General features: G+C 62.1%; 15 protein-coding genes and 1 pseudogene. 8 read left to right on the plus strand and 8 right to left on the minus strand.

From position 1 onward, the window contains the following. Window positions 1–18 precede the first annotated feature (18 nt). Entirely contained in the window at window positions 19–1,308 is a 1,290-nt protein-coding gene (locus AB4Y42_RS20500; protein WP_368695155.1) for an MFS transporter, read from the minus strand. 575 nt (window positions 1,309–1,883) lie between these two features. Here AB4Y42_RS20500 and AB4Y42_RS20505 point away from each other — a divergent pair. Beyond that, window positions 1,884–3,467, plus strand: coding sequence for a methyl-accepting chemotaxis protein (locus AB4Y42_RS20505; RefSeq protein ID WP_368695156.1), 1,584 nt, complete (start codon window positions 1,884–1,886; stop codon window positions 3,465–3,467). A 294-nt stretch (window positions 3,468–3,761) separates the two neighbouring features. Continuing rightward, window positions 3,762–4,368, plus strand: a pseudogene (locus AB4Y42_RS20510) (LysR family transcriptional regulator). A 60-nt stretch (window positions 4,369–4,428) separates the two neighbouring features. Here AB4Y42_RS20510 and AB4Y42_RS20515 read toward each other — a convergent pair. Continuing rightward, a complete protein-coding gene (locus tag AB4Y42_RS20515) occupies window positions 4,429–5,343 on the minus strand; it encodes a LysR substrate-binding domain-containing protein (protein ID WP_368692032.1) in 915 nt (304 codons plus the stop codon). 134 nt (window positions 5,344–5,477) lie between these two features. On the opposite strand from AB4Y42_RS20515, the gene AB4Y42_RS20520 reads away from it, so the two are divergent. Together AB4Y42_RS20520 and AB4Y42_RS20525 are read left to right on the plus strand one after the other, a co-directional pair. Then, entirely contained in the window at window positions 5,478–6,875 is a 1,398-nt protein-coding gene (locus tag AB4Y42_RS20520) for an FAD-binding oxidoreductase (protein WP_368695157.1), read from the plus strand. A gap of 219 nt (window positions 6,876–7,094) precedes the next feature. Continuing rightward, window positions 7,095–7,295 (plus strand): hypothetical protein, encoded by a 201-nt coding sequence (locus AB4Y42_RS20525; protein ID WP_368692034.1) that lies wholly within the window; start codon window positions 7,095–7,097, stop codon window positions 7,293–7,295. A 200-nt stretch (window positions 7,296–7,495) separates the two neighbouring features. On the opposite strand, the gene AB4Y42_RS20530 is transcribed toward AB4Y42_RS20525, so the two are convergent. Continuing rightward, the gene (locus tag AB4Y42_RS20530; protein WP_368692035.1) at window positions 7,496–9,157 is read right to left on the minus strand and encodes an Nramp family divalent metal transporter; all 1,662 of its coding nucleotides are present in this window, start codon (window positions 9,155–9,157) and stop codon (window positions 7,496–7,498) included. 113 nt (window positions 9,158–9,270) lie between these two features. Next, complete coding sequence (locus AB4Y42_RS20535; protein ID WP_368692036.1) at window positions 9,271–9,420, minus strand: hypothetical protein; 150 nt, start codon at window positions 9,418–9,420, stop codon at window positions 9,271–9,273. A gap of 1,404 nt (window positions 9,421–10,824) precedes the next feature. Between AB4Y42_RS20535 and AB4Y42_RS20540 the strand changes: the two genes are divergently transcribed. Further along, window positions 10,825–12,351: a carbohydrate porin gene (locus AB4Y42_RS20540; protein WP_368695158.1), complete on the plus strand. Its 1,527-nt coding sequence runs from the start codon at window positions 10,825–10,827 to the stop codon at window positions 12,349–12,351. A 412-nt stretch (window positions 12,352–12,763) separates the two neighbouring features. Here AB4Y42_RS20540 and AB4Y42_RS20545 read toward each other — a convergent pair whose 3' ends face one another. From AB4Y42_RS20545 to AB4Y42_RS20555, 3 genes are all read right to left on the minus strand, one after another. Beyond that, window positions 12,764–13,138, minus strand: coding sequence for a copper resistance protein CopC (locus AB4Y42_RS20545; RefSeq protein ID WP_368692038.1), 375 nt, complete (start codon window positions 13,136–13,138; stop codon window positions 12,764–12,766). Continuing rightward, a complete protein-coding gene (locus tag AB4Y42_RS20550; protein ID WP_368695159.1) occupies window positions 13,135–14,040 on the minus strand; it encodes a hypothetical protein in 906 nt (301 codons plus the stop codon). Before AB4Y42_RS20550 ends, AB4Y42_RS20545 begins: the two co-directional genes overlap by 4 nt. Window positions 14,041–14,192: 152 nt before the next feature. Continuing rightward, a complete protein-coding gene (locus AB4Y42_RS20555; RefSeq protein ID WP_368692068.1) occupies window positions 14,193–14,507 on the minus strand; it encodes a DUF2946 domain-containing protein in 315 nt (104 codons plus the stop codon). Between AB4Y42_RS20555 and AB4Y42_RS20560 the strand changes: the two genes are divergently transcribed. Next, window positions 14,394–14,633 carry a hypothetical protein gene (locus AB4Y42_RS20560; protein WP_368692071.1) on the plus strand — a complete coding sequence of 80 codons (240 nt, stop codon included), beginning with the start codon at window positions 14,394–14,396 and terminating at the stop codon, window positions 14,631–14,633. The genes AB4Y42_RS20555 and AB4Y42_RS20560 overlap by 114 nt on opposite strands. A gap of 731 nt (window positions 14,634–15,364) precedes the next feature. Here the strand turns inward: AB4Y42_RS20560 and AB4Y42_RS20565 are convergent. After that, entirely contained in the window at window positions 15,365–16,612 is a 1,248-nt protein-coding gene (locus AB4Y42_RS20565; RefSeq protein WP_368695160.1) for a PucR family transcriptional regulator, read from the minus strand. A 227-nt stretch (window positions 16,613–16,839) separates the two neighbouring features. Between AB4Y42_RS20565 and AB4Y42_RS20570 the strand changes: the two genes are divergently transcribed. Both AB4Y42_RS20570 and mdtN read left to right on the plus strand, forming a co-directional pair. Next, entirely contained in the window at window positions 16,840–17,175 is a 336-nt protein-coding gene (locus tag AB4Y42_RS20570; protein ID WP_368695161.1) for a YtcA family lipoprotein, read from the plus strand. A gap of 188 nt (window positions 17,176–17,363) precedes the next feature. Continuing rightward, window positions 17,364–18,422: a multidrug transporter subunit MdtN gene (gene mdtN, locus AB4Y42_RS20575; RefSeq protein ID WP_368695162.1), complete on the plus strand. Its 1,059-nt coding sequence runs from the start codon at window positions 17,364–17,366 to the stop codon at window positions 18,420–18,422. The last annotated feature ends 16 nt before the right edge of the window (window positions 18,423–18,438 follow it).

Genomic DNA, 18,438 nt, shown 5'->3' on the forward strand with positions numbered 1-18,438 from the left:
CGATTCAGCTACGTCACTTCAACGTACGTTGCCCAACTCGCGCTCCTCGCCCACGCTTTCTTCGTCGCTCGCTTGCGTGACTTCAGCGAGGTCGCGGCCACGCGTTTCGGGCAGCAGCAACGCAGCGGTGACGACCAGCAGATACGACACGCACGCGCAAATCCCCATTGCCGCGCCGAGACCGAGTTTCGCGCTGAACAAGCCGACCATGGTCGGCATGATCGCGCCGATTGCGCGGCCCGCGTTACCGCACAGCCCCTGCGCCGAGGCGCGGATGCGGGTGGGGAACAGCTCCGCGAGATAGGCGCCCGTCCCCGCTGCCGTGCCCGACTGCAAGGTGCCCAGCACGAAGCCCAGGACGAGCGTTACCGGCAGCGTGATCGACGCGAGCGTATAGGTCGCCACAGCGACCGCCTGAAGGCACGCGATCACGATGAACGTGCGGCGGCGGCCGAATCGGTCCGCCATCCAGCCGTTGAGGAACGCGCCCGAAAACGAGCCGAGAATGTTGATGGCCAGATAGCCGCCCACATTCGCGATCGAGAGATGCAGCGCAAGCTTCAGATACGCGGGCAGCCACGTGATCATCACGTAGTTGCCGCCGTAAATGCCGAACGTCAACAGAATGGCCTTGAGCGTCGTTACGCGCGTCGGCGCTTCGAACACGGCCCAGATGCTCGGGCGATCTGCGGCATTCGCGCGACGCGTCTGCTCGAAAACCGGCGCTTCCTTGATATGGCGGCGAATCCACAGCACGAGCAAGGTCGGCACGAGACCGATGGCAAACAACACGCGCCATGCGAGCGAGGGTTCGAGCGTGCTGAAAAGCAGCGTCGAGAGCAGCACTGCGATACCGTAGCCGACCGCCCAGCCCGCCTGCAGCGAGCCGACGGCGCGGCCGCGTACCTGCGGGCGGATCGTTTCGCTGATGAGCACGGCGCCCACGGCCCATTCACCGCCGAAACCCAGGCCTTGCAGCCCGCGCGTAATCATCAGCTGCCAGAACGAATTCGTGAACGCGGAAAGCAACGTGAACGCGGAGAACCACAGGATCGTGATCTGCAGCACCCGCACGCGTCCGTAGCGGTCCGCGAGAATGCCGGCGATCCAGCCGCCGAGCGAAGCCATGATCAGCACGGTCGTACCGAGAATGCCGGCCTGGCCACGCGTCATGCCCCAGACCGCGAGCAGCGTGGGAATGGCGAGCGCGTACATCTGGGTATCCATCGCATCGAGCCCCCAGCCACTGAAGCACGCCCAATAAGTGCGCTTCTCGCCCTTGGTCAACTCGGTGTACCACTTCAGCATGACTGTCTCTCCTGCAGCTATGACGGCCGTCTGGCGGCCGACTATTGCGGGCACGTCGATGCGCGGTCCCATCCATGGGGTCGGCACATTCGCGTGCGTTTGTAGGTTGGGATTTCGTGGGCGGGCGAACCTGCCGTTGGCCGGAGCGCTCCGTGTGAGGTCCGTGACACAAGCGTCGCCCGGTTAGGGGGAATGAGATACCTGCGCTGCCTCGTACTGACGGGACCGAAGCCGATCAGCGTCGTTATGCTATTACGCATCGCCTGCCGGGGATATGCGAAGAGGCGAATTAGCCATCTATTTTAGTTATTGCGATACGAAGCTGGGTGCATCGAAGAAAACAAAATTCGATGGACGCGAACCCAGCCTGCAAGGACCATCGAGCAATAGAACGAGCGTACTGTTCGATCCGCTAGCGTCGCTTCCCGCCAGCGCAAAGGCGTCTCATCTGCACAACGTTTTGGTTATCGCCGCTAAAGCCATCGCGGCATCCGTCGTTAAAGCGTACTGCACTAGCTGGCTTCGCGCCCCGCAGCCATTCCCGGACGAACGCAATACCAAGGTATTCATTTTCCATGTCTATGGTCTCAACTCGCGAGCGCGCATCGCGCACGCTCAACCAGAAGCTCACATCGACGATCGTCGTGCTCTGGATCGGTCTGCTACTCATCGCGGCAATCGGTATCTGGCAGACGCGCACTGCCATCCTCGCCGAAAGACGGCTGCAACTCACGACGCTCATCGACGAGGCGACGAGCGCAGTCACCCGTTTTCATGACGAAGCCGCGCGTCAGGTGATCAGCGAGGACGAAGCGAAAAGGCAGGCGATCGCCGTGATTGCGTCTCTGCGCTACGGAAAGGACGGGTACATCACGGTCTGCGACCCGCACGCGGTGATCGTCGTGAATCCGCTCAAGCCGGAAATTACCGGCAAGAGCATGGCGGCAATGGCCGATACCAACGGCAAGCGCTTCTACACTGACCTCATCGCGGCCGCCAGCGATCCGCAAGGCGGCTTCGTCTCCTACTACTGGCCCAAGCCCGGCGGCTCCACGCCCATCGAGAAACTCGCCTACTCGCGGCGGATCGGCGACTGGAACTGGATCTTGTTCACCGGCGCCTACGTGGACGACATCCGCGAGACGGTGGTGGCTTGCGCTATTCGCTGGCTGGCCGGCATCGCGGTGCTCGGAGGTCTCGCGACGCTCGTCATGTCGCTGGCGCTGCGCAGCGCGCGCCGTGCTATCGGCGGCGAGATCGAGTCCGCCGTGCAGACCGCGCATCGGGTGGCCGACGGCAACCTCGGCGTGCGCGTGGTCGTCGCGCCTGGCGACACCGGCAGCCTGATGTACGCGCTCGAGAAAATGCGGGTTGGCCTCGAGACTGCGATGACAGGTGTACGCGCGAGTGCCGAAAGCATCGCACTCGGCTCGGCCGAGATCGCGGCCGGCAACATCGATCTATCGCAGCGCACAGAGCAGCAAGCTGCGGCGCTGCTCGAGACGGCATCGAGCATGAATCAAATGACGGAGAATGTTCGCAGCAACGCCGAAAGCGCGACGGTCGCGGCCAGGCTCGCCGATGACGCCGCCGATATCGCTTCGCGCGGCACCAGCGTTGTTAAGCAGGTCGAACAAACCATGGAAGCGATCTCGGCGAGTTCGAGCAAGATCAACGAAATCATCACCGTCATCGACAGCATTGCGTTCCAGACCAACATCCTCGCCCTCAATGCGGCCGTCGAGGCCGCCCGCGCCGGCGAGCAGGGCCGCGGCTTCGCCGTCGTGGCCTCCGAGGTGCGCAACCTCGCACAGCGCTCGGCGACGGCAGCGCGGGAAATCAAGCAACTGATCGAGTCGTCGGCGAATACGGTCCAGCAAGGCGCCGTGCAGGTGGCTACAGCAGGCACCACCATGGGCGAAATCGATCAGGCGGTGCGGCAGGTCAACGACATCCTGCGCGAGATCAGCCATGCATCGCGGGAGCAAAGCGAAGGCATCAACCAGGTCAATACGGCGGTGAGCCAGATCGACAAGGTCACGCAGCAGAACGCCGCGCTCGTCGAAGAGGCGGCAGCGGCGGCTCAGTCGCTGAACGACCAGGCGAGCGCGCTACGCGAAGTGATTGGGCGGTTCTCGCTCGCGGGGAGTGGGGACTGAGGTGAATCCTGTGCGGCATCGGGTGGGGAGATTGCTATCGTGCGTTGGGGATGAGTCGGCGGTTTGAACAACAACTGTAGAGTTCACCAATTCATGTCGCGCCATGACAACCAATTCTTGTCGCTTTGAAGGGTGAAATCCCCCTAATGAGGGGGAATAGGTTCAGCCACATCCAGGATGCTCGTCGTCACATCAACTTCCCCCAGCAATTCAGCGCGGACGAACGTGAGTTGCGTACCCGTCAGGTAAAGGGGGGGAAGGCCAGTCATCACTTCCCAGTGACCTGCCCGGCACCTGCATTTCGCACGCGCAGCCGAAGAGTTGGGAATCGCCCCGCCTTCGCTCACCAAGCAGATACAGGATGCAGAACGCCTGCTCCAGTTCCGGCTGTTCCATCGGACCCGCCGTTCCGTGTCGCCTCGTCGGCCGGCAACTCGACGTTGCCTACGTCAGGCCTCCGATGTCCTGGTCCGAAGAACTGCAAGCCAGCCGCGTGTATCAGGACGAATTCGTCGTCGCACTACCGGAAGACTCCCCGCTGGCTGCACAGAAAGGTATTGCGCCGCAGCAGTTGCGTAATGCACGGTTCGCGGTGCCCGAGCAGGAATTCGGCACGCTCGAAGTGGCTCGGCGCGGACGCTTTTCGCCTCAGATCGAGTTGCGGCCGGGCCCACTGGTCGCGGTAGTCGCGAGCGTGTCGCTCGGCAATACGGTGGCCATTGTTCCCGGCTCACTGTGTGCTTGCGTCACGCTGCCCGGCGTGGTCTACCGGCCACTGACCGGCAAGCCCATTCTTTCGGAAATCGCCCTGCTTTACCGCCGGCACGAACACTCGCGTGTGGTGAGTGCATTTCTGCAGTATGCCCACAATGAATCTGCCTCCATGCCTCGTCGCCCTTGACATGGGCCAGCTCCTCAAATCGTGCTGCAATCTGCTGCTCGCGCAGGAAAGTCGCCGCTCCTAAGCGCGACGCGCGGAGGCGAGCCACTGTACAAAGGTGCGGACTGCACTGGACGTCGCATGCTCCGCGAGATGGGCGACATAGAAGCCGTAGCCAGCTAACGCAAAGGGCAGCACTTTCACGAGCGCGCCGCTCAGCAATGCCTGCTCCAGTACGATGTCGCTGCACAGAGCGATTCCCTGACCGGCAAGCACAGCGTCAATCGCATGGAGCTCTTCCCGAAAGCTCAAATCACGCTTGCTGCGAAGAGGCGTGAATGCGGAAACCGGAACACCGTAAGCCGAAAACCAGCGCGGCCAGCAAGGTGCCTCGGGATCTCCGTTCGTCCACTCGTAATGGATCAGAGGAAATCGAAGCAGGTCCATCGCCGCAATTGGGCGTGTATTTTCTGCCCCAAGGAGGCCCGGGCTAGCGACAGGGTAGAACGCATCTCGCGCGATCTCCTTACAAATCAGACCTATTGGCGCCGCGCGTGCGTAGCGTATCGCGACGTCTGCTTCGCCCGCGTCCAGGTCGAGGACCGCATCGGTACCGATAATCTGCAGCGGAATATCGGAGTGAGATTCGTGCCATTGCGACAGCCGCGGAACCAGCCAGCGACTCGCGAAGGCGTTCGGACTGGTGATCCGTAGCGCGGTCGTGCCACCCATTTCCGCGACCGTGGAGAGTGCATCCGCGAATGAATCGAATCCCCTGCGCAGCGGCGGATACAAAAGTTGCCCGGCAGCAGTGAGTCGAATGGGTCGCGGCCGACGCGCAAAGAGTTGCCGGCCACACGCTTCCTCCAGCGTGCGGATCTGGTGACTCAGGGCCGTCGGCGTCACGTTGAGCTCTTCCGCGGCATCCTTGAAACTGCGATGCCGCGCAACCGCCTCGAACGCCTGCAGCGAACGCAGAGGAGGCAACTTTCGCATCTGTTCAGTCTAGATGAAGTTTTCTCATCTGAAAGCTGAATTCTTTCATTTTGCTTCGACGCGTGGGAAGTGCAACCATCAAGCGACCGAACTTGAATTTCGGCTTCAGCGCTAGCGAGCATGAAGGAGGCAAGATGAGCACCGAAACAGCGTCGTCAGATATCTTCAGGGGCGAAAGCCACGCTGCCTCGCGTGAGCTCGAGCAATTGCGTGGCACGCTCCACGGCACGCTGGTCATGCCTCGCGATCCTAACTACGACGAGGCGCGCCGGGTGTGGAACGGGACAGTCGACAAGCGGCCGGCGATGATCATCTATTGTGCTGACGCCGACGACGTGGTCGCAGCCGTGCGCTTTGCCAGGTCGATCGATGCGCGGGTTGCGGTGCGTAGCGGCGGTCACAACGTGGCGGGCCTTTCGGTCTGCGATGCCGGTATTGTTATCGACCTCTCCCGGATGAAGCAGATCGACCTCGACGCCGATCGGCGGGTGGTGCGCGCAGAGGCCGGCCTCAACCTCGGTGAGTTCGATCGGGCCACGATGGCCCACGGCCTCGCGACGACAACGGGCGTTATCAGCGACACGGGCCTTGCCGGCCTGACGTTGGGCGGCGGGTTCGGCAAGCTCGGCCGCAAATACGGACTCACTTGCGACAACCTCGTCGCCGTCGAAATGGTCACTGCGGACGGGCAGCAACGGCTCGCGAACGACAGCGAACATTCCGACCTGTTTTGGGCCGTCCGGGGCGGCGGAGGCAACTTCGGCATAGCGACGGCTTTTCACTTGCGGCTGCACCCGCTGGATCCCGAGTTGCTCGTCGGCTCTTTGCTATACCCGTTCGAGCAGGCACGCGCCGCATTGCGCGCTTACGACCGGTTTGCGCGCAATGCGCCGGATGAGGTGAGCGCAGATGCTGCACTCGTTACCAATCCTTCCGGCGAGCGATTCCTCAGCATATCGGCTTGCTATGTCGGCGCGCCCGAGTCCGGTCGACAGGTTCTCGAGGCACTGATGGAGTCCGGCTCACCCGTCGACCGCCGCCTCGAGCGTCTGCCCTACCTCCAGATTCAATCGAACGGCGACAGTGTGTTTCCGCGGGGCCGGAGGTACTACTGGAAGGCGCAGTTCCTGAGAGAGATCGACGATGGCGCGATCGACGCGGTATTGGGCGCCTATGAACGTTCGCCTTCGTTGTCATCGTTGCTGGTGTTTCAGCATGTTGGGGGAGCCATTGCCCGCGTCGCCGGGTCCGCGACCGCCTACCCGCATCGCGACGCCAGCTTTGACTGCTTTCCCGTCGCGATCTGGGACGATGCAGCCGAAGATGCGGCGAACGTCCAATGGGCGCGCAGCATATGGGACGCGCTAAGGCCGTATTCATCCGGAGGCGTCTATGCAAACAACCTCGGCGATGAAGGCAACGAACGCGTGAAGGAAGCTTATGGCGGCAACTATGCGCGGCTGGCTTCCATCAAACGCCAGTACGATCCAGACAACGTCTTCCGCCTGAATCAGAACATTGCTCCCGCCTGAGTCTCTTCACCGGGCGTGCAATACCCGGCACACGGAACTTCGTGCAGCCGTTCGCTCGAAACCGAAAGGTGCATTTCTCGACGATCCATGCCCTATGCCGTTTGCTTGAGAAAACGACGATGCCAGTTCATGACGCGATGAACGTCAACCGCGAACGACCGGTCGTCAACATGAGGCACTACGAGCGGATTTAGAAAAGATAGTTTAGATAAGATAGTCATGAAATTGGCAACCGCGTCCACATTGATCACCGCCACCCGCTTGCTCGACGTTTCTGAAAAATATCTTCACCGACTGGAACCCATTATCGCCGCGATGCTGGTTACCAAGGTGAAAGAAGGCCTTCACGAGCCTGTTCGCACCATGCTTAAAAGGGCTTTTAAGAGGATCATTGCCCGGGTGATTCTGGGTTTCGAGTGACTCGCCGTCTTCGTAGCTCCGATTTCCTTCAGACACCGGTGAGGGAATTCAACGAAGTGGGAATTCGAGCACCGACGGTTTTCTAGCAGATCGAAGGCGCAGCATGTATGCCCACGTGCCCGCGCACACGCGTACACGCAAATTCGTGCGCCGCACATTCCTAAAATGGGGCAGACCTGCGCCTGCCCCGTGTACTTACTTTAGTGAATGGCCATCTGCACGACCTTCACGATCACGAGACCCACTGCGACGACGAGGTAGGTGCGCAGCACGCCCATCCACACGCGTGTCGACAGCGTCAGGTGCTGCGGCGCCGGCAGGTCTTCGAGCGGCGACATGCGCCACGTGTCGCGCAACTCCTTGAGCGCTGGCTTGTTGAGCGGCAATGCATCCTGGGTGACATCCGCGCCGCGCGATTTGCGCGTGAGTTCCACCGCGGCGTACACGGCCACGGCAATTCCACAACCGCCCACGAGAATCTTGACGATCGCCGCGCCGCTGATGTCCGGAAACACGGTGGCCGCCGTCAGGATGATCGACAGCACGACGAGCACGGCAATCACTGCACCCGTGAACACGTTCAGCTTCTTCGAATTCACCCACGGGCCAAGCACCGCTTTGTCATTGCAGAGCAGCAACAAGAACACCGTTGCGCTCGGCAGCAGCACGCCAGCCAGCGTTTGCACAGCCTCGGTCAGGAGGCCAAGCGGGCTGCCGGGTATCAGCACGAGGGCGGCCGCGAGCGCGATGATGCCGAAGTAGACGAGATAGAAGCCCTTCGCGTCGAGCACGCTGCGGTGCAGCGAGTGCTTGACCTTGAAGACGTCGCCAACCGCATAGGCCGTCGATAGCGAGACCGCGGCAGCGCCGATGATCGACGCGTCGAGCAGCGCGACGGCGAAGATCGTGGCCGACGTCTGTCCGACGTATTTGTGCAAACCTGCAATCACGCCACCCGCGTCGGTGAAGTTGCCGAACTCGGGCTTGCCGTCAAAGAGCGCGGCGGTGAAGGCCATCATCGCCACAGCGCCGACGATCACGAACGCGATACCGATCCAGAGGTCCGCCTTTTCGTACTTCATGAAGCGCGGCGTGATGCGCTTGTCGATCACGTAGCTCTGTTGAAAGAATAGCTGCCACGGCGCGACGGTCGTGCCGACGATGCCGATCACGAGCAGCATCACATCGGAGAGCTTCGAATTCGCCGGCCAGGTCGGCACGAAGAAGTCACGCGCGATGACGCCCACAGGCGGGTGGATCGAAACGAGCACCGGGATCAGCAGGAGGCTCAACAGGCACAACACGATCGCGAAGCGTTCGAAGCGCCGGAAGTCGCCCGTACTGACCGCCGCCATCGTCAGAACCGCGGCGATGCAAACGCCGAGTACCTTCGAGACGCCGAGAAAGTCGAGCGCAAACGTAATGCCGATGAACTCGGTGACGATCGTGAGCGCATTGAGCAGAAAAAGATCGATGACGCTGAAGGCGCCCCAAAACTTGCCGAAGCGTTCGAAGATGAGGCGCGCGTGACCGACGCCGGTCACGGCGCCGAGGCGCAGGACCATTTCCTGATTCACGTAGAGAACGGGGATCAGCAGCGCGAGCGTCCAGAGCAGCGACGTGCCGTAGTTCTGCCCGGCCTGCGTATAGGTGCCGAAGGCGCCGGCGTCGTTATCGCCGACCATGACAATGAGGCCGGGGCCGAGAATGGCCAGCAGCGTGCGCAGGCGCGCCATCCAGTTGCTACGAGGGGCGGTGTCGTGGCGGGCGATCGTGCCGAGAGCGCCTTTGATATCGCCCACGTGCGCGTCGTCGAGCACGGCACTCCGACGTTGCGTGAGGTTTGCGGGAGTGGTAGACATTTTTTAGTTATTCCTTGGCAGTACTGCTTGAAATCGATGATTGAGGCGTGGCACTGCCCTGCCGCCTGCCGGTATTGATGCAGTGGGCAGACAGTCGGCCACGCCCGGCCGTGTCAGCGAGCGAGCTGTTTGAGCGCCGTCCAGATGGCAGCGACTACGCCGGTCGATGCGTGCGAACGGGCGTCGAGCGCGAGCATGCCGTTGTAGTGCGAGCGAGCTTCTTCGACGTGCGGAAGTTGCGAAACGAGGAGTGCGAAGTGCATGGTGATTCCTCCAGTAACTTGAAACGTGGCGCCTTTGACCAGGCCTGCTCTCGTTTCAGTCCACGCGCGCCGATGCGCTCGGGCGTGATGGAGGAACGTGTGCGGCCAGATGTCAGGCGAAGTGAGCGGCGTTCGGCGAGAACGCGTGCTGTGTCGTACAGGAACAAGGCTCAGGGTCGGGCATCGTGAGCTCCACTTTCATTTGGGTCCGGTTCATGTTTGACGGACGTGTTTAACCGCACGCCGGTTCCGGCACGCAATTGCTTGCGCGAAAACGGCGTGAACGAGCGGCGTCGCGAGCCAATGGCCCGACGCGCGGAGTCGCGTTGACGAACGTGCGTGACAGCACGCGCGTCAACGACGGCGGCCAATCGAAGAGATGCGCGGGAAAAACTGCGAAAACTACTGCGGCGCGCACCGTCTGCCTGCTGGCAGGACGGCGGCTAAGGAAGAATCCAGGCGGGCGTCGTGCCGGTCAGGCAGAAAAACGATTCGAAGGTCGACTACTACAACTGTCCAAGGCAAATGCCCCTTTCGTGGAAACAGGCGAATTCTAGTGACGACGCGCAAGCCGAGTCAACGACTATTTCAAAGATTTTTCTTTCGAATCTGTTACTGCGGTGGATGCAAATCATTTGCATAACTCTTCGTTTCGCATTCGTGCAGTGCAGACCGTTGCCCGAGGGTGGTGTGCGTTCGGCATCCCTGTTGAAGCTACTAAGCACTGCGTGACAATTTCTGCTTGCACGTTCACAGAGGGCGCGCATAGAATCCGCCCTGTCTTAGAAACAGGAGAGTCCTTCGTGGACGCAAGCTCTAGTAGTCGATCTTGTACGCCGGCCTGTGCCGGCACCCAGACTGCAATCGCGCGTTAGCGACGCCGGACTTTCCTTCCTGCCGCTGACTCCGATTGTCGGGTCAGCGCGCTTCTTCTGGACCGCCTCTTCGGTCTAACTGTAGCTCGCTCCCTTTTTTGCTTAAGAACACCGACAGCGCTTGACTGCGCTGACGGCGTGTCGCTTATCGAACGTTGCCCGGTCTCGCCGGGCTCGACGGGAGTTGAACCATGCATATCGAACGCTTTCTTCGCGTCTCACGCACTTACTTGCGTGCGACGCTGGCCATCGCACCGCGCCACGAACTTGACGGACCAGGCCAGCTCTGGGGGCACCCAGACGCCCGCCCAGTTCACGCAGTGCGACGCGACGCCTCGGTCGCGGCCCTCTGGACAACGTCAAAACGTAACACCGGCAGTACCTCGTGGCCCGCCTGAGCGGGCCGTCGCGAGTACGACTCCACAAACCTGCCGCCTTGTGGCGAGTTGACGCCGAACACGTTCCTGCCTCGGCGTCGCTCATTCATCAGTTCGTTTCCCAGAAGAAAGCAAAAATGATCTCCTTTGGCATGCCCACACAAAACGACAATGGCATTAGCACGCGACGCCTCCTCCACCCGTCCTCGCGCATTAAACCGGTTTGCGCCACCGCGGTGCTGTTAATTGCGCTGGCCGCCGGCACAACCGATCCGGCTTACGCACAGTCGCAGTCACCCGCTCCCACATCCGCGGACCAGGACCCTGCGGCAGCCACGAACGCAGATGCAAACGCCGCACCGGCCGACGCCGCCCCCGCGCCCACCGGACTCTGGGAGCGCTCGAACCTGCTCGGTGACATGGGCGGACTGCGCACGTTCCTGGGCGACCACGGCGTCACGTTTAACGCGCAGGAAACAAGCGAGCTTTACGGTAACTTCTCCGGCGGTCTTTCGAAGGGCGCTTCATACAACGGCGCCACACAGTTTGGCCTTAACGTGGATACCGACAAGGCGTTCGGCCTCAAGGGCGGCACCTTCTTCGTCGATGCCTTGCAGATTCACGGGCACGGCATCACGGCGGCACGCCTGAATGCGCTGCAGGCCGTGAGCGGCGTCGAGGCCGAAGCGTCGACGCGTTTGTGGGAACTCTGGTACCAGCAGGCGTTCGGCGACAGGTTCGACGTCAAGATCGGCCAACAAAGCCTTGATCAGGAATTCATCATCAGCCAGTACGGCAGCACGTTTGCGAACGCGACATTCGGCTGGCCCGTGCTGGCTGCCACCGACCTCCCTGCGGGCGGCCCCGCGTACCCGCTATCGTCGCTTGGCGTGCGCCTGCGGTTCAAGCCGAGTGATTCGATGACGATTCTCGGCGGCATCTTCGACGGCAACCCCGCGCCGGGCAACGGCGACCCGCAGCAGTTCAACGCCAGCGGCACCCAGTTCAACCTGCACAACGGCGTCATGATGATCGGCGAGGTCCAGTACGCGATCAATCAGCCACCGGCAGGAGGTTCCGGCGCAACACAGCCGGGCGGCCTGCCCGGCACCTACAAGCTGGGCTTCTGGTACAACAACAATCACTTCGCGGATCAGCACCTCGATACAAACGGCATCTCGCTCGCGAGCTCCGCGTCGAATGGCGTGCCGGCGACGCATCGCGGCAACTTCAGCATTTATGCCATTGCAGACCAGATGGTGTGGCGCCCGAGTGCCGACAGCCCGCAATCGGTCGGCGTCTTCACGCGTGTGATGGGCGCGCCGGGCGACCGTAACCTGCTCGACTTCAATCTCAACGCGGGCGTCGTGCTGAAAGCGCCGTTCAAGGGCCGGGACAGCGACTCGGTCGGGCTCGCTGTGAGCTACGCGAACGTCAGTTCGAGCGCGAGCGCGCTCGACCGTGACATCGCAACGCTCCAGACGCCAGGCTACCCCGTGCGCTCGGCGGAAACGGTGATCGAGGCGACGTACCAGTATCAGGTTGCGCCGTGGTGGCTGTTGCAGGGCGAACTCCAGTACATCTTCCATCCGGGTGGCGGCATCCCCAATCCGAACAACAGCGGTGCACGCATCGGCAACGAGGCCGTGGCCGGACTGCGGACGGTCGTGACCTTCTGATGGTGTGACGCTCTGCGACGCCCCGGCCTGCCAGCATTCCGCGAGCAGGCCGGGATATACGGTCACTAAATCGACGCGCTCGCTCGGTAAATGATCGCTTGATTGATTGAGGACGACTGTGCACCACCGATGACCATCGGTGGGATTTCATACAACCATCGGCGCGAACGCTGCCCATGGCTCACCATCAGCCTGCCAACATTCACCAGCAGCCTGACTTCGTCAGCCGGCCATTGGAGACGTATGTCCGGGCACGGCCGCGCTCGCGAGAACGCCCTGCATAACGAGCGCTTCGACCGTCAGCCGCTCCTCTTCTCCAGCACGGCGCACGCAAGCGAGCCGGCTGCAGTCGCGAACAGGACGTCCTGCACGGCGGCGAGGGCGATCTGCGCGACGACGAGCGGCTCCATCATCACTTCACCTTGAACGTGTAGTGCCCCTGCGTGCGATGCCCGTCCGCAGCGACAGCGACCCACGAGACCGTGTAGACACCCGGAGTCAGCGGATTCAGCGACACCGACATGTGCTTGATGTTCGACTGGTCAACCACGGCCTTGCCACTGGTGACGGTGCCGCCATGGGCGTCCGTGACGCTGATCGAACTGAAGGCCGGCTCCAGGCCATCGTCGAAATCGATTGCGACGTCCTTCCGCGAGACGGGGACGGTCGAGCCGGCCGCTGGCGCCTGATGGGTCGGGTACGCGTGCGCGTGTGCGAGTTGCGCGAGGGTCAACGCCAGCGCGGCGGCGGCGCCGCGCATCGAAAGGGGGACCAGAGCGGTTTTCATTGTCCGAAGAGCGGTTTGCCCAGAGTGTCAGGGAAGATATCGTCGAAATACACGTGAGCCTGCAACAGTATTCCCGTATGCGTACCGCTCGCGCGATTGACGGGAATCTGCGCCTCGATGCCGAACTGGCCGTAGCGGTTGATCCAGATTACGCCGGGGTTAATCGTCCCCGTCGTGTGACCTGAGCATGCGCCCGCCGTGCAGGTGCTCATCGGGAATTCGACGACCGGCACCAGATTGCCGATCGGCTGGGGCAGCCCGAGGTCCTTCACCTGCGTTTGCAAGTAGGGAATGCTGTACTGGAGCGTGACGCCCCAGCCCAGCGAGTTCGGACCGTTATCGGATGACGCCGTCGTCAGGTTGGGACCAATCGTGCCGGTAATCGCGAGCGGCCGCAGGTAACCGAGTGATGCCGGCAGGTCGCCGAAGCCCTTGCCGAAATAAGCGGTCGGGGTGAACGTCGAAAACGAGTTCGCAATCGATCTGGCGCCGGTACCGCCGAGTGTGGCGAGCAGGCCGACCGACGCCATGAATTCGTGCGGCGCGTTCGTGTAAACAAGATATTTGACGCCGAGCGTGAAATTGTCCCAGCCCTTCGCGCTGCCATCTGGTGAATTCAGGCTTGTGTAATTGCTCGCGATGCTGAACGCGAGATTCTTCGTGATCAGTTTGTCCCATTCGTACGACACGGTATTCACGTTCATGTCGTCGCCGTTGCTATCCGGCGTCTTGATGTGGCTGAACTCCAGGTTGAATTCGTCGCCGACGCCTGGGTCATCGACAGCCATCGTGGCGGGAAAGACCCGGTCCCCGACGACTGCATGAGCCGACGCGTCAACGGAAAGCAGGCACGACGCGAGCGCGCATAGCGCGGCGGCGGCACGTTTGGGCGTGGTTCGCATTTTCAGATCCTGATCAGATTGTCGTGACGCGCCCTGCAGGCTGCCTGCAGGCGGACCAGGAAGTCCTTGCAGGCCGCGCCCCGAAGATGCGCGACAACGCAGCGACGCCGGTCATCGGCATTGCTGGAATGGTTGAGAAACGTTGACGAAGATCAGGACCAGGTAGGGGGAGCGCGCGGCTGGGCTGGCGTCAGCACCGTATATGGACGGAACGCAGGGCCGATGAGGGGGGACGGAAAGGAGGGACGCAGCGGCACGACGCTCGATGCGACGGTCACGCCAGGCAGGGCTGGAGAGTGTGCGAACAGTCCGCAATATGGGCACGCGTCGCACTGAAAGGACGAATCGGAACCATGGTGATGCATGGCATGTCCGGCATGCGCGACTTCGACGGCCGCTTGATGGTGATGCGCATGATGGGCGTGATGCTCGACCTCTCCATACACGCCGCGCAGCACCTGGGACACCGTCGGCGCGAACACGCTCAGCAGGATGGCAAGCATCCCGAGCCAGGCACCAAGCTTCTGACGGTGGCGGTTGAGCATCGCGAATCTGCCAGACGGCAAAATAAGCTGGAGGGGAAGGAATGCTAACAGCCTGCCTGGCATTCCCGATAAGCGGAAACCCATGACCGGCATTGGCATGTAGCGGCAGCAAAACGGCCGCCACAATGCGCAAGCGACGCAGTTTCCAAAAAACTGCCGCCATCGGACCGAGTATGTCGCACCGCCATTATTGACGCACCCGAGCCAGACCCGAGATAGTCGTGGGGACATTCCCCCTAATTGCCACGTTCGCCAGCGCGGGGAGCAAATGGCGCCGCGTTGGAGGGGGCGCGGCCAACTCCCGTCTCTGCTTCAACGCTCCAGAAAGTCCGCTTTCCGCGCTCACCGCACAGTCCCGGCGCGACGTTGATCTTTTCGAAAGGTGATTAGTTATGCGAATGTAATTTGCAAAATGCGGCGTGCCTAAGCGTCAATTTGAATGATACGAACGCCCATTTCAAAAAAAAACGCGGCCCGAAAGCCGCGTAAAAACAGATGAAAAAAGACCGCTCCCTTAGTCAAAGGGGCGAGGCAAATTGTATCGCTGCGCCGAGCGGGATTTCAGGTCACAATCTGGAATATTGCCTTTCGCAAAATGACGGAAACTATGCGTTTGCGGTCGACCGGGACAACTGATTCGTCTATCCGAGAGCATTGACGTATTCCTGCAGTGCAAGCCGTCCGCTAGGGACTGTGTACCGCCGAGCAGTGAAAGTCGCTCGCGACGTCCTTGCCTGACTGCAGGCCACCGGGCGCCACGACCCACCGCTGCTTCGCCTTTACTCGCGCCCGGCGCCGTGCGCCAGTTTCAGCGCGATATCGAGCCGCGCGATCCACTGCGCGTCGTCGAGCGAAGCGCCGAGCATCTTTTCGATGCGCTCCAGCCGGTAGTTGAGCGTGTTCAGATGAATGCCGAGCGCGTCCGCCGTCGGGCGGCGGCGTCTGCCGTTGGCATAGAACGCGGTCAGCGTCGCCAGCAGATCCGAGTCGGTTCTGATCTGCTCGACGAGCGAGACGAGATAGCGCGTCACATCGCTGGCCGTGCGCACCGTTTCTTCGAGTGCGATGTCAGAGTATCGCGCGACCCGCGCCCCGTCTGCGCTGCGCAGCGAAACCTCCGCCGCACGAATGGCCTCGTTGGCGGAGGCCGCCCATCCCGCGGCTCCTTCATTCAATAAACCGACGCCGACCGCACGAAGGCGCTCTTCCGCGCTCACAAGGTTTTGCGCGCATTGACTCGCTGCGAGATCACTTTGCGCAGCCAGATCTCCGCGCTGGCCCGGAAGCCAGAAGATTGCACGTCCACGATGCCACACGTGAACGATCGTCTCTCGCTCAATCCGGAAGTGACGCGACACGGCAAGCGCGTAGCGCTCGGATTCGCGGTGACGGATTTCTGACGTGAGCGCTTCGAACCCGGCATCGAGCGCGATCGCGATTCGCGGCACCGAAGCGTCGAGCCCCAGCGCGCTCATCGCCGTTGTGAAGCTCGCGTGATCGTCAGGAGAATGGAAGATCGCAGCATGCAGCTGGTAAAGATTCGCCTCACGCCAATTCGCGCGGTGGCGTTGCTCCTCGACATATGCTTGCGCGAGGGTCTGCGCGATACCTTCGAAGAACTCGAAAAGGAACGGCGCCACCGTCAGCGCCAGCTCGCGCGCGAGGTGTACTTCCTCACCGGCCACTTCCACGCTGGCTTGCCAGACTTCGCGCGCGCCAATCTGGGTGGCGCGTAGCAACGCCTGCAGTGGCACGCTTTGGTGAACGCGTCGACGGGCTGATTCCTCGATGTCCGCGTTCACAGGTTCCGCGGGCTGGCTCCCCGTCAGCAGGAGCCGGAACCACAGCCTCGCCAGTTGCTCGACGGACTGGAATATGTCGTCGCGGATAGCGGGTGGAAGCGCCTCATAGCCCTCCAGTTTCATGAGCGAAGCGTACACACGCTCGATGGGCACATGCGGGTCGTTAGCAAGGGCTGTCAACCCTTGGCGCAGTCGCGGGCTGATCTGGGGAGCGGTAATGAGCAAAGGGGGTCCTGCCATGAGTCGTCAGTGCATGCGTACCACAGGGGACAGAATGAGGCGGTAGGCCGTTTCGTGAAATGACACACCGGGCCTGTGCCGTTTGCCAATTTACCATGCACCTTTGTCCGCCTAGGATAAGCGCTCGGGACAAGAGGCTTCCCGCCGATGTCGCTTTTGCTGAGTATCAGCCTGCCGGCCCCCCGCGCCCGCAGCGCAACCAGCACGCGGGGTTGCTTGCGCGCCGGCTCGCCCTTCAACGCGTTTGCATCGTCTGCGATGCCTGTGATTCATTCATGACCCTTTCCACTGCAAAACGGCTTGCCTGGTCGGCGTGCGCATCGCTGTCATTGGGCGGATGCGCGATTTCGCCATCCTTACCGCTCTTTGGCGCTGCCTTTCCCGACTGGCTTTTCTGCATCGTGGGCGGCGTCGCGGCAACGATCATCGTGCATCGTGAGCTTGGCCGCCGCGACTTGCGCGGGGCGCTGTCGCCCGTAGCCGTCAGCTATCCGGCCCTGACCGCCATCTTCGCGACGGCAGCCTGGCTCATTTTCTTTTCCCGCTGAGGGTGCGCTCGCCCATGACACCTGACGCTCGCGCCTTTCGCAACACCACGCGCACCGCAGCCGCAATCGTCCTCGCCGGCGCTGCAGCATCGCTGTTAGTGCTTTGGCGGCTTGACTGCGTCCTGGGGACCGCCTTTTCGTCGCTCGCATCGACGGTTTTTTCTTTTCTATGACTGCGCGTATCGCATATGACTGACAACGCTCGCGCACCGCTGCGCACGAAACGGCTGCCCGCGGCGATTATCGCCCTTATCGCCATCGCACTGCTTTGCATCGTCGTCTGGCGCAAAGATCACGCCCCCAGCACCGACGACGCGTATGTGTATGCCGACACTATCGACGTGGTTCCGGAAGTCAGCGGACGGATCGTGGACCTTCCCGTACACGACAATCAGGCCGTCAGGAAAGGCGATCTGCTTTTGCGCGTCGATCCTCGTCCTTATCAAGACGCACTCGCTCAAGCAAGCGCGCGCCTTGTCGCGCTCGACAAGCAGATCGAGCTGACCCAGCGCTCGGTAAACGCGCAGCAATACAACGCCGAATCGGTGAAGGCTGCGGTCGAGCGCGCGCGCGCCGTGGCAGCCCAGGCCGCCGACACGCTGCGCCGGACCGAGCCTCTGCTCGGACAGGGTTATGTTTCTGCGGAAGAAGTCGATCGCGCACGCACGGCTCAACGTTCCGCGCAGGCGGAACTCGACGCCGCGGCGCTGCAGGCCCGGCAAGCCAACGCCGCGGTGAGCGGCGTCGATGCGCTGGTCGCGCAGCGCGCCGAGGTCCAGGCGCAGATTGCGATTGCCGAGTTGAACGTCGCGTTCACCGAAGTTCGCGCGCCGTTCGACGGCCGCATCGTGTCGCTGCACACGACCGTCGGCCAGTACGCCTCGCCGTTGAAGCCTGTCTTTACGCTGATCGACACGGAACAGTGGTACGTGGTCGCCAACTTCCGCGAAACGGAGCTCAAAAACGTGCGCGCAGGAACGGCAGCCACCCTCTACCTGATGACCGATACCAACAAGCGCTTCTCGGGTGTCGTGGATTCGGTCGGCTACGGTGTGCTGCCCGACGACGGCGGCCTCGTGCTCGAAGGGCTCCCGCGTGTCCAGCGCAGCATCAACTGGGTCCACGTTTCCCAGCGCTTCCCGGTGAAGATCGCCGTGCGCAATCCCGACCCGGTGCTGTTCCGCCTTGGCACGTCGGCCGTTGCTACGCTCGAGCGCACCCGTGCGGTAGGCGGTCCGGCGCAATGAACGTCGCCATGGATGC

The organism is Paraburkholderia sp. EG286B (genome assembly GCF_040965655.1).
Lineage (GTDB): Bacteria > Pseudomonadota > Gammaproteobacteria > Burkholderiales > Burkholderiaceae > Paraburkholderia.